At 74.7% G+C, this 14,330-nt stretch carries 11 protein-coding genes; 8 read left to right on the top strand and 3 right to left on the bottom strand.

The window, feature by feature from the left end; genetic code table 11:
* The first annotated feature begins 181 nt into the window (after positions 1-181).
* The 6 genes from KZX45_RS10880 to KZX45_RS10855 all read left to right on the top strand — a co-directional run bounded on the left by KZX45_RS10880 (position 182) and on the right by KZX45_RS10855 (position 7,204).
* Complete coding sequence (locus tag KZX45_RS10880; protein WP_248257747.1) at positions 182-2,107, top strand: heavy metal translocating P-type ATPase; 1,926 nt, start codon at positions 182-184, stop codon at positions 2,105-2,107.
* 69 nt (positions 2,108-2,176) lie between these two features.
* Positions 2,177-3,817: a family 20 glycosylhydrolase gene (locus KZX45_RS10875; protein WP_248257746.1), complete on the top strand. Its 1,641-nt coding sequence runs from the start codon at positions 2,177-2,179 to the stop codon at positions 3,815-3,817.
* Between the two features lie 48 nt (positions 3,818-3,865).
* Complete coding sequence (locus KZX45_RS10870) at positions 3,866-4,921, top strand: metal ABC transporter substrate-binding protein (RefSeq protein ID WP_248257745.1); 1,056 nt, start codon at positions 3,866-3,868, stop codon at positions 4,919-4,921.
* Entirely contained in the window at positions 4,918-5,679 is a 762-nt protein-coding gene (locus tag KZX45_RS10865) for a metal ABC transporter ATP-binding protein (RefSeq protein ID WP_248257744.1), read from the top strand. Before KZX45_RS10870 ends, KZX45_RS10865 begins: the two co-directional genes overlap by 4 nt.
* Positions 5,679-6,527, top strand: a complete 849-nt coding sequence (locus KZX45_RS10860) for a metal ABC transporter permease (RefSeq protein WP_248257831.1) — start codon at positions 5,679-5,681, stop codon at positions 6,525-6,527. The genes KZX45_RS10865 and KZX45_RS10860 overlap by 1 nt, the downstream gene beginning before the upstream one ends.
* A complete protein-coding gene (locus KZX45_RS10855; RefSeq protein ID WP_248257830.1) occupies positions 6,524-7,204 on the top strand; it encodes a metal-dependent transcriptional regulator in 681 nt (226 codons plus the stop codon). The genes KZX45_RS10860 and KZX45_RS10855 overlap by 4 nt, the downstream gene beginning before the upstream one ends.
* Positions 7,205-7,235: 31 nt before the next feature.
* On the opposite strand, the gene KZX45_RS10850 is transcribed toward KZX45_RS10855, so the two are convergent.
* The 3 genes from KZX45_RS10850 to KZX45_RS10840 are packed head-to-tail and all read right to left on the bottom strand — an operon-like array spanning position 7,236 to position 11,281.
* Complete coding sequence (locus KZX45_RS10850) at positions 7,236-8,063, bottom strand: SDR family oxidoreductase (RefSeq protein ID WP_248257743.1); 828 nt, start codon at positions 8,061-8,063, stop codon at positions 7,236-7,238.
* A 58-nt stretch (positions 8,064-8,121) separates the two neighbouring features.
* Positions 8,122-9,075 (bottom strand): histone-like nucleoid-structuring protein Lsr2, encoded by a 954-nt coding sequence (locus KZX45_RS10845; RefSeq protein ID WP_248257742.1) that lies wholly within the window; start codon positions 9,073-9,075, stop codon positions 8,122-8,124.
* Between the two features lie 25 nt (positions 9,076-9,100).
* Complete coding sequence (locus tag KZX45_RS10840) at positions 9,101-11,281, bottom strand: phospholipid carrier-dependent glycosyltransferase (protein WP_248257741.1); 2,181 nt, start codon at positions 11,279-11,281, stop codon at positions 9,101-9,103.
* Positions 11,282-11,505: 224 nt separating this feature from the next.
* Here KZX45_RS10840 and rsmI point away from each other — a divergent pair, with 224 nt between their 5' ends.
* Entirely contained in the window at positions 11,506-12,339 is an 834-nt protein-coding gene (gene rsmI / locus KZX45_RS10835; RefSeq protein WP_248257829.1) for a 16S rRNA (cytidine(1402)-2'-O)-methyltransferase, read from the top strand.
* Positions 12,340-12,737: 398 nt separating this feature from the next.
* Positions 12,738-14,297: an HNH endonuclease signature motif containing protein gene (locus tag KZX45_RS10830; RefSeq protein WP_248257740.1), complete on the top strand. Its 1,560-nt coding sequence runs from the start codon at positions 12,738-12,740 to the stop codon at positions 14,295-14,297.
* Positions 14,298-14,330 lie beyond the last annotated feature (33 nt).

Raw genomic sequence — 14,330 nt, 5'->3', positions numbered from 1 at the left:
CGGGCCAGGATCGGACGCGGACGTGGGAAGGGCTGTGCGAGCGGGGGAGCGGACATGGTGACGACCAAGCCCTGGATCGTGACTCGGACGCTGTCCGACGCCCCGAGAACCGCAGGATCCTGCGGGTCAGGGCAGCCTAACCTTGCTGTACAGACGGCCCGATCGGGCCTACAACTGAGGTATGGCCGTCGTCGTAGGGTTCCTCCGCGACCACCGGGTCGTCACAGCCACGCTGCTCGTGGGTCTCCTCGGTGGTGCGCTCGAGCTCGCCGGCCTGGCCGACGCCGCCCGGTGGGCCGTCTCGATCTTCGCGCTCGCCGTCGCGGCGCTCCAGGCGCGCGGCATGGTCGCGGACCTGCGCGCCGGCACCTACGGCGTCGACATCCTCGCCGTCACGGCCATCGTCTCCACGGTGCTCGTCGGTGAGTACTGGGCGGCGCTCGTGGTCTGCCTCATGCTCTCCGGCGGCGAGGCCCTCGAGGACTACGCCGCCGGGCGGGCGCGACGCGAGCTGTCCGCGCTGCTGGAGCGGGCCCCGCAGGTGGGCCACCGCCTTCTCCCGGACGGCACGGTCGACGACGTCGCCGTCACCGAGCTCGTCGTGGGCGAGGAGGTGCTCGTCAAGCCGCACGAGCTCGTCCCGGTCGACGGCGTCCTCCTCTCCGACGACGCCACCTTCGACGAGTCCTCGCTCACGGGCGAGTCCCTCCCCGTCGACCGCCGCCGCGGTGACGACCTCCTCTCGGGCTCCGTCAACGGCGGCGAGGCCGTGCGCGTGCGGGTCACCGCGGCCGCCGCCGACTCGCAGTACCAGCGCATCGTCGAGCTGGTCCGCGAGGCGCAGGACTCCAAGGCCCCGTTCGTCCGTCTCGCCGACCGCGTCGCCGTGCCCTTCACCGCCGTCGCGTTCCTCATCGCCGGCCTCGCCTGGGCGCTCTCCGGGGATCCGACCCGCTTCGCCGAGGTGCTCGTGGTCGCCACCCCGTGCCCGCTGATCATCGCCGCGCCGGTCGCCTTCATGGCCGGCATGTCGCGCTCCGCGAGCAACGGCGTGATCGTCAAGGGCGGGGGAACCCTCGAGCAGCTGGCGCGGGTGCGCACCGTCGCCTTCGACAAGACCGGCACCCTCACCTACGGCACCCCCCGCGTCGCCCGCGTCGAGGTCGCCGACGGCCTCAGCCCGGACGAGGTCCTCTCGCTGGCCGCAGCCGTCGAGCAGTACTCGTCGCACCCGCTGGCGGCCGCCATCGTGGCGGCGGCGCGCCGTCGACGGCTGCCCGTCCAGGCCGCCTCCGACGTCGAGGAGGTGACCGCCCACGGTGTGCGCGCCGTCGTGGGTGGGCGCACCGTCGTCGTCGGCAAGGCCACCTTCGTCGCCGGCGAGGTCAGCGGCGTGCGGGACGTCGCGCTCCCGCCGGGGCAGACCGGCGTCCACGTGGGCGTGGCCGGCTGCTACGCCGGCGTCGTCGCCCTCGCCGACGAGATCCGCGCCGAGACCGTGGAGACGCTCGCGGGCCTGCACCGGGCCGGCGTGGGCACCACCATGATGCTGACCGGTGACGCCGAGCCGACCGCACGACACATCGCGGCCGAGATCGGGATCGACGACGTCCGCGCCGGCCTGCTGCCCGAGCACAAGGTCGACGCCCTCCGGGCGGTCACCTCGCGCCCCGTGATGATGGTGGGCGACGGCGTCAACGACGCCCCCGTTCTCGCCGTCGCCGACGTGGGGGTGGCGATGGGGGCGAAGGGTTCCACGGCGGCCAGCGAGTCCGCCGACGTCGTCGTCCTCCTCGACGACCTCTACCGGACCGTGCGCGCCGTGCAGATCGGCCGGCGCACCATGCGGGTGGCGTGGCAGGCCATCGGCATCGGCGTCGGGTTCTCCGTGGCGCTCATGCTCGTGGCCGCGGCCGGCCTGCTGCCTGCCATCGTCGGGGCGTGGATGCAGGAGGTCGTGGACCTGACCTGCATCCTGTGGGCCCTGCTCGCCTCGCGCCCGGGCCGGGAGGAGCGGGCGGACCAGGCCCGGGTCGAGGCGCTGCGGGCCGAGCGGGCGCGGGCCCCACGCGCGCCGGTGGGCCGGGCGTCCCTGGCGCGCCAGTAGCGTTGGCGCACGTCGGCGGCCGCCCGGTCGGCGGCACGCCGTCCGCGCACCGGTCCACGGAGGTCCCCGATGCTCCCGCTCGTCCCCGCCCCAGCCCACCTGCGTCCGCTCGACGAGCCGGGGTTCCGTCTCGTCGCGCCGGTCCGGCTGGTGGTGCCCGACGCCGCACGGCTGGACGCGTCGGCGCTCGCTGGTCTCGCGGACCTCCTGGGCGCGGCGTCCGGGGGACCGAGCCTGCTCGTCCACGGCCCGGCGGGCGACGGGCCCGCGGTCGTGCTGGAGCTGGCCGACGGGGGAGCCTCCCGCGACGGCTCGGGATCGGGCGACGGCGCGGCGCCCGCACCCCGGCCCCGGCCGCTCACCCGGGAGGCGGCCGCCGAGGAGGCGTACACGCTGCACATCGACGCCGACCGCGTGCTCCTGCGTGCCGCCCGGCCCGTGGGCCTCTACCGCGGCGCGACGACGCTGGTCCAGCTGCTCCGCGCCGCCGCCGAGCGGGCCGGCGGAGGCGAGCCGCCCGTGCTGCCCGCGCTGCACGTCGAGGACGCACCGCGCTACGCCTGGCGCGGCGTGATGATCGACGTGGTCCGCCACTTCTTCGACGTCGACGTCCTCAAGGAGGTCATCGACCTCGCCGCGGTCTACAAGCTCAACGCCGTGCACCTGCACCTGACCGACGACCAGGCGTGGCGGCTCGAGCTGGCGTCCCGGCCGCTGCTCACCGAGCTGTCGGGCACCGGGCAGGTGGGCGGCGGCGCGGCCGGGTTCCTGACCCGCGCCGACTGGGAGGACCTCCTGGAGCACGCCGCCGACCGCCGCGTCACCCTCGTGCCGGAGATCGACGTCCCCGGCCACGTCAACGCGGCCCTGCACGCCTACGGCGAGCTCACGCCGTCGGGCGAGCCGACCCCGGCCTTCACCGGCGCCCACGTCGGGTTCTCCAAGGTCACCCTCAACGAGCCCGCCACCCTGCCCTTCGTGCGCGACGTGTTCACCGAGCTCGCGGAGCTGACGCCCGGGCCGTACGTGCACGGCGGCGGCGACGAGGTCGACACCATCACCGAGGAGGACTACGCGGACTTCGTCGGCGCCCTCGGCCAGGTGGTCGCCGGCACGGGCAAGACCCTCGTGGTCTGGCAGGAGGCAGCCGGGGCGGACCTGCCCGAGGGGACCGTCGTGCAGCTGTGGGCCTCGACCCTGGACCCCGCGGGCGTGCGGGAGGCGGCCGGCCGCGGGCACGACGTGATCATGTCGCCGTCGAACCACGTCTACCTCGACATGAAGTACGCGCCGGACTTCCCGCTCGGGCTGGACTGGTCCGGGTACGTCGACGTGCGCCGGTCCTGGGAGTGGGACCCGGACACCCACGTCGACGGGATCGACCCGGAGCGGGTGCGCGGCGTGGAGGCCCCGCTGTGGACGGAGACCGTCGCCACGCGCGAGGACCTCTTCACGATGCTGCTGCCCCGGCTGGTCGCCGCCGCCGAGGTGGCGTGGACCCCGCAGGACGTGCGCGACGGCGGCGGGTTCGACGACTTCGCCCGCCGGCTCGCGGCCCAGGTCCCCCTGTGGCGGGAGCAGGGGTGGGCGTTCTACGCCTCCGACGAGGTGGACTGGGCGGACGCGGACCCGGCGGTGGAGACAGCGGACGTCAAGCCGGCGGACGTGGAGCCGGCGGACGTGGAGGCCGACGCCGTCGACCGCGGCTGACGTCGCGCGACCCTTGTCCGCACCACCGGGCGCTCCTAGTATTTCGGCATGCCGAAACTTCCGCCCGCGGGTAGCCGACAGTCGGCGGTCGCCGCGCTGCTGGCAGGGGCCTGCGCCCTCGCGGGCTGCTCGGCGGGCGACGGCGGCGGTGACCGTGGCTACGGGCTCGGCGACCGGGGCCCCGACGCCGGAGGCTCCGCCGTCGGCGAGCCGGCCTCGGACGGCAGCTCCGCCGTCGGGCAGGACGGCGGGAGCGAGGCGGACGGTGCCGGAGGCGCGGACGAGCGACCCCTGGTCCTGACCACGTTCACGGTGCTGGCGGACATGGTGCGCAACGTCGGCGGCGAGCACGTGCGGGTGGAGTCCGTGACCGACGTCGGCGCGGAGATCCACGGCTACGAGCCGACGCCGGAGGACCTCACCCGCGGCCAGGGGGCCGACCTCGTGCTCGACAACGGGCTCGGTCTCGAGGCGTGGTTCGACCAGTTCATGGCGGACGTCGACGCCGAGCGCGTGGTGCTCAGCGAGGGCGTGGACCCGATCCCGATCGCCGGGCGGGAGGACACCACGAACCCGCACGCGTGGATGTCCCCGGCGGCGGGGCAGGTGTACGTGGAGAACATCGTGGACGCGCTGCGCGACCTCGACCCGGCGCACGCCGAGGACTACGCGGCGAACGGGCGCGCGTACGCGGCCGAGCTGGAGGAGGTGCGCCAGGGGCTGGTCGCGGCGCTGGGCACGCTGCCCGAGGAGCACCGGGTGCTCGTGACCTGCGAGGGCGCCTTCTCCTACCTCGCCCGCGACGCCGGCCTGGAGGAGGCCTACCTCTGGCCGGTCAACGCGGAGCGCCAGTCCACGCCGCGGCAGGTCGCCGCCGTCATCGACCAGGTGCGCGAGGACGACGTGCCGGCGGTCTTCTGCGAGTCCACCGTCAACGCGGACGCCCAGCTGCAGGTGGCCGCGGAGACGGGCGCCCGCTACGGCGGGACGCTGTACGTCGACTCTCTCTCCCGGCCGGACGGCCCGGTGCCCACCTACCTGGACCTGCTGCGCCACGACGCCGTGACCATCGTCGCCGGGCTCACCGGGGAGGAGCTGCCGTGATCCTCGACCCGCCGCGCGCCGTCGTCGGCGCCGCCCTGGAGGTCCGGGACCTCACCGTGCGCTACGGCGCGGTGACCGCCCTCGACGGCGCCACCTTCAGCCTTCGCACCGGCCGCGTCACGGGTCTGGTCGGCATGAACGGCTCCGGCAAGTCCACCCTCTTCAAGGCCGTCATGGGCCTGGTGCGGCCCGACGCCGGCCACGTCCGCGTGCAGGGCCTGAGCACCGAGCAGGCGCGCCGCCGCGGCGTCGTGGCGTACGTCCCGCAGACGGAGGACGTCGACTGGACGTTCCCGGTGGCCGTGCGCGACGTCGTGCTCATGGGCCGCTACGGCCGCCTCGGCCTCGCGCGCCGCCCCCGCCGGGCCGACCACGACGCCGTCGACGCCGCCCTCGCCCGGGTGGACCTGACAGACCTGGCCGACCGGCAGATCGGCGCGCTCTCCGGCGGGCAGCGCAAGCGGGCGTTCGTCGCCCGCGGCCTCGCGCAGGAGGCCGGGGTGCTGCTGCTCGACGAGCCGTTCGCCGGGGTCGACCGGCGCACCGAGGCGACCCTGACCGCGCTGCTGCGCGAGCTCGCCGCCGACGGGCGCACCGTCCTGGTCTCCACCCACGACCTGCAGAGCCTCGACGAGCTCTGCGACGACGCCGTGCTGCTGCAGCGCCGCGTGCTCCTGCACGCCCCGCCCGCGGAGATCCTCCGGCCGGAGAACCTGGCCCGCGCGTTCGGCGTCGACCCTGCGGAGGCGGCGTCGTGATCGAGCTCCTCGCCGAGCCGCTGGCCTACGGGTTCATGCAGCGCGCGTTCGTCGTCTCGATCGTCGCCGCCGTGGTGTGCGGGGTGCTGAGCTGCTGGCTGGTCCTCATCGGCTGGTCCCTCATGGGCGACGCCGTCTCCCACGCCGTCCTGCCCGGCGTGGTCCTCGCCTACCTCCTGGGCGCGCCGTTCGCCGTCGGCGCGCTCGTCTTCGGCCTCCTCGCCGTCGGGCTGATCGGGGTGGTGCGGGACAGGTCGGTGCTGAGGGAGGACGCGGCCATCGGCGTGGTCTTCACCGTGCTGTTCGCCCTCGGGCTGGTGCTCGTCTCGGTCGTGCCGAGCCAGACCGACCTCAACCACATCCTGTTCGGCAACCTCCTCGGCGTCTCCACGGCGGACCTCGCCCAGGTCCTCGCGCTCGGCGCGATCACCCTTGCGGTGCTCGTGATCAAGCGGCGCGACCTCACCCTCTACGCCTTCGACCCCACCCACGCCCAGGCCATCGGCCTGAACCCCCGGCGGCTCGGGGCGATGCTGCTGGCCCTGCTCGCCCTCACGGTCGTCGTCGCCCTCCAGGCGGTGGGCGTGGTGCTCGTGGTGGCGATGCTCATCGTGCCCGGTGCCACCGCCCGCCTGCTGACCGACCGGATCTCCCGGATGCTCCTCCTCGCACCCTCGCTCGCGGCGGTGTGCGCCGTCGTCGGCATCTACGCCAGCTACTACCTCGACACCGCCTCCGGTCCGATGGTCGTGCTGGCGCAGGGGACCGCGTTCGTCCTCGCCTACCTCCTCGCCCCGCGCGCCGGCCTGCTCCGCCGGCGGCGCCCGGCCCGGGCTCGCGTAGCCTGAGCGCCGTGATCGAGGAGCTGACCGCCGCCAACCAGGACTACCTCAAGGTCATCTGGTCGGTGCAGGAGTGGTCGGACGACCCGGTCACCACCACGCTGCTCGCGCGACGGATGGGGTTCTCGCCGTCGACCGTCTCCGAGGCGGTCAAGAAGCTCACGACGCAGGGCCTGCTCCGCCACGCCCGCTACGGCGCGATCGAGCTCACCGAGGACGGACGGCGCGCGGCGCTCGCCGTCGTCCGCCGGCACCGGATCCTCGAGACGTTCCTCGTGGCCGAGCTCGGCTACGGCTGGGACGAGGTCCACGACGAGGCCGAGGTGCTCGAGCACGCCGTGTCCGACCGTCTCGTCGACGCCCTGGACGCCCGGCTGGGCCACCCGGACCGGGACCCGCACGGCGACCCCATCCCGAGCCGCGACGGCGCGGTGCCCAGCCCGCCGGCCGGCCAGCTCCACCTCGTGCCGGGCGGGGCGCGGGTGCGCGTGGCCCGGATCTCGGACACCGACCCCCAGGTGCTGCGGTACTTCGACGACCTGGGCGTCGCCCTGGACACCGAGCTGCACGTGGTGGACCGGCGCGACTTCGCCGGGACGCTGACTCTCCAGGTCGCCGGCCGGCCGGGGTCCGTCGAGGTGGGGCTGACCGCCGCCGAGTCGGTGTGGGTCGTGCGGGACTGAGTCCCGGTGCTCGACGGCGGGCCGCCGAAGCTCAGCTCTCGCGGCCGTCGAACGTCTCCATCGAGCGGTGGACGCCGAACGCTGAGGCCATCGCGTCCCAGGCGCGCGACGGCAGCAGCCCCCGCGCCGCCCGGGCGACGAGGACCGTGGGCGGGGTGATGATGTGCGCCCGCCCGGCGAGCATGGCCCGCCACGCCTGGTCCACGGCGCGCTCCGGGGTGAGCACCGGCGTCAGCGCCACCGCCCTGGTGCCGGTGAACATCTCCGTCGCCACGTAGGACGGGCTGAACGTCGTGACCGCCACGTGGTCGTGCCCCGCCTGGGCCAGCTCGAGGCGGAGCGTGTCGGACCAGCTCAGCAGCGCCGCCTTCGACGCCGCGTACACCGACATGCGCGGGTTCGGCACGATCCCGGCCGCCGAGGCGACGTTGAGGACCCGCTTGGCCCGTCCGCCGTCGGCGATCATCGCCGGCAGGAGGTGGCCGACCAGGCGCATGGGGGCGAGGGTGTTGACCCGCAGCGTGCGGACGGTGTCCTCGGGCGTGAGCTCCCAGAAGTAGGCGTTTCCGGTGATCACGCCCGCGTTGTTGACGAGCACGTCGGGCACGACGCCGTCGGCGAGGAGGCTGGCGGCCGCGTCGTCGACCTGGGTCGGCTCGGTCAGGTCCACCACGTCGGTGCGGATCCGCAGGCCCGGGCGGGCGAGCTCCTCCGACGCGCGCGCGAGGGCGTCGGCGTCCCGGCCCCACAGGATCAGCTGGTCGGCTCCCTCGTCGGCGGCGCGCTCGGCGAAGAGGCGGCCCATGCCACGGGTGGCGCCGGTGATCAGGACACGGGCACGGCGGACGGTACGGCTCACAGATGCTCCTCGGGGTCGGGACGCCATCCTCGCAGGTGCCGGTCGCGGATCCCGCTCCTCACGTGTTCCGGCGGTCGAAGGCGGCCAGCACGGCCGCCGGGATCCTGCCCCGGTCGGAGACGGCATGCCCGTTCGCCCGGGCCCAGGTGCGGATCTCCGCCGAGGACGGCGCCGTGGCCGGCGCCAGCTCCGCCATGCGCAGGTCCCCGCCGGCCTCGTCGCCGACCTCCCGCAGAGCTGCGGCGAGGAAGCGGTAGGTCCACTCCTGCGCCAGGGCCCGGGTCTCGCAGAAGATGATCGGCACCTGCGGGAACCGTGCCTGGCACTCGGCCAGGGCGTCCGCGACGACGGCGGGCCGGACGTGCTCGAGCGCGAACACCCGGGAGTAGCGGTCCTCGACGACGACGGCGGCACGGGGCAGCTCGGCCAGCTCCGCCAGGAGGTACCGCATGCGCCCGGAGGTGAGGGTGGCGACGAGATCGGCGAGGCTCTTGCGCTCGACCGCCGCCACGACAGCGCCGTCCCGCTCGACGGCGTAGTCGCCTGCCGGCAGCGCCCGCCTGGTCGTGCTCGCCTGCTGCTGGCTGAACTTCCAGGCGTAACGCTCACGGCTGTCGACCAGGATGGCCAGCTCGGCGACGCCGGAGGCGCGGGCCGTCGGCACGGAGACTCGCGGCCGGGCCTGCCTGGCGGTGCGTGCGGTCTGCCAGAAGATCGCCTCGCGCCCGCCGCGCACCCGGGTGAGCACGAACTGCGAGCGGTTCTCCCGGCCCCGGTCGAGCACGAGATCGATCGCGGCGCCCCGGCGTACGCAGGAGCGCACGGGGACGGCCTCGAGGATCTCCGGGTCGGCGGGCCAGCCCACGGCACGGTGGCAGTACACCTTGCTGGTGCGCGGCCACTTCTCGCGGGCCTTCAGCACGATGCCGTTCGCGCCGAGCGGGATCCGGAGCAGGTAGGGCAGGGTCGTGCCCTCCTCGGGGTTGCGCGCGACCAGGAAGTCCTCGGGCACGGTCCCCAACCTAACGGGGTCGCGCTCAGATCCAGCTCGGCAGCCACATGTGCCAGCGCCAGAAGTCGTAGGAGACCGTCGCGCCGGTCCAGATCGGCCACCAGAAGACCGCGGCGGCCACCACCAGGCCGACGACGACGCCCAGGACCGCCCAGGAGCGGGCGGTCAGCCGGACCGAGCCGTCGTCGGTGAGGAGCAGGGCGAGGGGCGACGGCCGCGGCGTCGGCCCCTGCCCCGGCCCCTGCCCCGGCCCCGGCCACGCGGCAGCGGGCGCGCCGGGCGTCGGGGCCAGCTCCGCCGTCGTCCCGGCCACGGCAGGCTCGCGGTGCGGCGGGCGGAGCAGGCCGGTGACCCAGGCGAGCGCGAAGGTCAGGCAGAGCACCACGAAGGGCACGAACGCCACCGCGTAGAACGTGAAGATCGTGCGGTGGGCGTAGGCGAACCACGGCAGGTACATGGCCGCGTAGCCGGAGAGGATCGCCCAGGCGCGCCAGTCCCGGCGCCGCACGGCCGTGTAGACCAGGGCCACCAGCGCGACCGCGCCGAGCCACCACAGCACGGGGTTGCCGAGCGAGGTGATCGCCTGCACGCACCGCTCGGCGCCGCAGGCCTCGGGCGGCGGGGCGGGGTCGGGCCAGTAGAACGAGGTCGGCCGCCACTGGATCAGCCAGCCGGCGGGGTGGGCGGCGTAGGCGTGCTCGGGGCTGAGGTTGTTGTGGAAGTCCCACATCACCAGGTGGTACTCCCACCAGGAGTTGACCGTGTCCGGGAGCCACGAGCGGGGCACCGGCTCGCCGCGCGCCCGCAGGTCTACGGCCCACTGCCGGCGGTAGGCGCCGGCGTGCGTGAACCAGGAGAGCCACGTCCCCACGTACGTCAGCGCCGCCGTCGGGACGAGGGCGAGGAAGGCCGGGACGCCGCCGCGCAGCACACCCCCGGCCAGCCAGGAGCGGGCGCCGACGGCCCGGCGGGCGCACGTGTCCCAGACGAAGACCATGACGCCGAGGACGGCGACGGCGTAGATGCCGGACCACTTGACCCCGCACGCCAGGCCGAGGGCAACGCCGGCCCCCACGAGCCACCACCGCGGCCCCACCCGCGGGGCGAACCTCTCCGGCAGTGCCGCCCGGCCGCCGGACCGCTCGTCCTCGGCGGCGAGCAGCGCCGCGCTGCGCCGGGCGAGGAGCGCGCGGGTGCACTCGCGGTCCCGCAGGACGAACCAGAGGCCTACGAGCACCCAGAACATGAGGAAGATGTCGAGCAGCGAGGTGCGCGACTCGGTGAGGTGCATCCCGTCGACCGCCAGCAGCAGCCCCGCGACCGTCCCCAGCAGCGCCGAGCCGAACATCCGGGTGGCGATGCGGGCGAGGAGCAGCACCGAGATCGTGCCGACGACCGCCGCCCCGAAACGCCACCCCGCCCCGTTGTCGGCCCCGAAGAGCCGCAGGCCGACGGCGATCATCCACTTCCCGACGGAGGGGTGGACGACGTAGTCCGCCGTCGTGGACAGGTCGGAGAAGTCTCCGCGGACGAAGCGGTCGTTGGCGTCGTCGGCGGGCCAGTCGCCCTCGTAGCCGAGGGTCAGCATCGAGTACGCCTGCTTGACGTAGTACGTCTCGTCGAAGATCAGGCGCGAGGGATGGTTGAGGTTGACGAGACGCATCACCGCGGCCAGCGCCGTGACCACGAGCGGGCCGAGCCACCCCCACAGGCGCGCGGTGGGGTCGAGCCGGTCGCCCAGGGCCCCGAGACCCAGCCGCCCGCGGAGGTCGTCCTCGATCTCGACGGCGGACCTGGGGCGCGTGGCGACGCCGGGCTCCGCGGTCCCCGAGCGGCGCTCGCGGAAGCCGCGGCGCATGACCGTGCGAGCGAGCCGCTGACGGTCGTCGTCGGTGAGGTGCTCCCCCTCGTGGGGCGAGCGGATCGGCGCCGGCCCGGTGGTGGTGGGGTGCTGTCGGGCCGGCTCGCCGTGGCCGGGCGCCGCCGGGCCCTGGGTCTGCGGGCCCTGGGTCTGCGGGTCACTGAGGCTGTGCACGTCGGGGGTGGGCGCGTCGCCGGCGCGGGGCGCGTCGCCGACCCGGTCAGCCTCGCCGGGGCGGTGCGCCTCGCCGGGGCGGTGCGCCGGATCGGGGCTGGGTGCACCGCGCGGTGACTCGTCCGACTCGGTGGTGCCGCCCAGGTGGGGCGTCCGGTCAGGCGTGGTCACCCGGCGAGTGTAGGGGGATGGGGGAGACTGGGAGCGTGAGTGAAGCCGCTGTCCCCGACCCCGCCGCGGCGACCCCCGACGTGGCCGCGCGCGAGCCGTTCGCCCTCGAGCCGGGGGAGGCGTCCGCCATGGAGCAGGACGGGACGCCCGCCATGGAGCAGGGCGGGACGCCCGCCATGGAGCCGGGCCGTGCGCCGGTCCTGGAGCAGGGGCGTGCGCCCGCCATGGAACCCGGCGTCATCCTGCTGGCTGCGACTCCCATCGGCGATGCGGCGGATGCGCCGCCCCGGCTCCGGCGGGCACTGTCGGAGGCCGACATCGTCGCCGCGGAGGACACGCGACGGCTGCGTGCGCTCGCGGGTCGCCTCGGCGTCCAGGTGACGGGGCGGGTGGTGAGCTACCAGGAGCACAACGAGAACCAGCGGGCCCCGGAGCTCGTCCGTGCGGCGCAGGCGGGCTCGCGCGTGCTCGTCGTCTCCGACGCCGGCATGCCGTCCGTCTCCGACCCGGGTTACCGGCTCGTGAAGGTGGCGGCCGAGGCCGGTGTGCGCGTGCGCGTCGCACCCGGGCCGTCGGCCGTGCTGACGGCGCTCGCCATCTCGGGGCTGGCGACAGACCGGTTCTGCTTCGAAGGGTTCGTGCCGCGTAAGGCGGGGGACAGGGCCCGGGCCCTGCGGGCACTCGCCGCCGAGCCGCGGACGATGGTCTTCTTCGAGTCCCCGCACCGCCTCGCCGGCACGCTCGCGGACATGGCCGCGATCTTCGGCGCCGACCGGCCGGCCGCCGTGTGCCGGGAGCTGACGAAGACCTACGAGGAGGTCCGCCGGGAGCCGTTGGCCCGCCTCGCCACCTGGGCGGAGAACGGTGTCAAGGGGGAGATCACCGTCGTCGTGGCGGGCGCGGAGCCGTCTGTCCCCGAGGTGGCCGACCACGTAGGACGTGTCCTGGCGCTCAGCGACGCCGGGGCTCGCCTCAAGGACGCGGCAGCGACCGTGGCCCAGGAGACCGGGCTGGGCAAGCGCGAGCTGTACGAGGCCGCTCTGGAGGCGCGGCGCTGACCCGGCCTGGCGAGCGAGCCGTACGGAGCCGCTTCTGGAAGCGCGGCGCTGACCCGGCCTGGCGAGCGAGCCGTACGACCCTATAGGCGTCTGGCCGGAGCAGTGGCTGGGCTGCGCCCGGCCGGGCCAGGGTTGATTGCGCTGAGGTCGTTCGGCCCGTTCCACAGGCGCGCGCGGCGCGCGCTCGTCCACAGGCAGGGTCGGGCCGAGAGTTGATGTCGGTGCCGAGCACTACGTTCGAACACATGGACGAAGATGTCGGTAGACCCGATGCTGGTGGCCTCGATCCGGGCGGGCACGAGGCTGACGCAGGCCCACCGCCCGAGCGATGCCTGCGGTGCCATCTGGGTGCGGGCTGTACCCGGCACCGACGTCCTGCGGTATCTCAGGAGAGCCCGGTGGGAGCGGCGCTGAGCCGCGAGGAGGAGACTGCCGGGCTGCTCGCGGAGGCTGCACCGGACGGGGAGCTGTTCGACCTGCTGCTGGCCGTGGAACCGGACGAGGTCGACGACTACGCGGCCGTGGAGGTCGTCGCGGCGTTCAAGCGGGTCGAAGCTGCAGCGGCGGCCGCGGCGGCCCGGGCTGCTGCAGCGCTGGCAGGTCGGGACTCCATGCACGGGCAGCTGCCGACGCGGCGGGCGGTGCGCGAGCTCGACTTCGCAGCGGACGAGCTGGCAATGCGGCTGGGCATGACGCGGGGCGAGGCACGCAAGGTTGTGGACCTTGGCGAGGCCTTCACCGGAGTGCTGGCCGAGACGGGAGAGGCGCTCGCGCGCGGGGAGATCGACGCGCGCAAGGCCGGCATCATCGTCTCCGCGCTCTCCGGCCGGGCGGGCCCGGTCGCCTGGGGCGTGCAGGCGGCGGTGCTGCCGGAGGCCGGTCGCCGGACGCATCCCCAGCTCCAGCGTGACATCAACAAGGCGCTGGTCCAGTCCGGCCCCGAGGACGCCCATGATCGAGGGCAGCGGGCGGCGAGGGAGCGGCACGTGACGCACCTGGAGCCCGGGCTGGACGGAATGGCCTCGCTCAGGGTGGTGGCCCCCGCTCACGAGCTGGTCGTCGTCGACGCTGCGCTGCAGGCCGCCGCGGTCGGGGCACGTGCGGCCGGCGACTCCCGGTCAACGGACCAGCTGCGCGCGGACGCATTGGTTGCCATGTCCGCAGCAGCCCTGGCCGCCGGACGGATCGGCCCTGCCTCGGGACCCTCGGGCCCGACCGGTGTGTTCGACCTGTCCGACCGGATCAAGATCACGGTGACCGTGCCACTGTCGGTGGCCCTGCCACCCGAGCTCGACCACACCGGGTTGAGGACGACCTGCTGCGGTGCCTCCACCGGCGTGAGGGCTCTCGCGGGCGCCGGCACCGAAACTCGCACCGTCGGCGAGGAAGCCCCAGGAGCCGGCTCGGAGCCGACCCGGGCGGGAGGCGGACCGGGTGCGGAGCCCCCCGGGCGGGCGCCGAGCCCCATGGACACCTACGGGGACGAGCCCGACGGGCCGGTGGCCATGATGGACGGCGTCGGGGCGATCACCCCGGAGGTCGCCCGCGCTCTCGCGGCGGGCGGAACCTGGCGGCGGGTCGTGCTCGATCCGTTCTCAGGGACCGTCCTGGACGTCGGGCGCACCACCTACCGTCCACCCGCTGACCTGGCCCGTCTGGTCCGTGAGCGTGACGGCACCTGCGTCGCCCCGGGCTGCTCCGTCCCGGCCACGTCCTGCCAGCTCGACCACACGGTGAGCTGGGCCAACGGCGGGCCCACCGCCGAGTGGAACCTCGGGCCGCTCTGCGAGCGGGACCACCCGTTGAAGTCGTGCGGTGCCTTCACGGTGGAGCAACCCGCGCCCGGGGAATTCGTCTGGACCACGCCCAGCGGCCACCGCTACCGCCGCACGCCCGACGGGCGCGTCACCACCCTGCCTCGCGAGGGGTGGGAGGCAGACCCCGAACCACCCTTCTGACGTTGAACGAACTGACACGGGAGGCGGTGGAGG

Origin of the sequence: Georgenia sp. EYE_87 (assembly GCF_023148685.1) — a bacterium.
Lineage (GTDB): Bacteria > Actinomycetota > Actinomycetes > Actinomycetales > Actinomycetaceae > Georgenia.
Note: the sequence above shows the minus strand (reverse complement) of the source record. Positions and strands in the feature narration are given on the sequence as shown.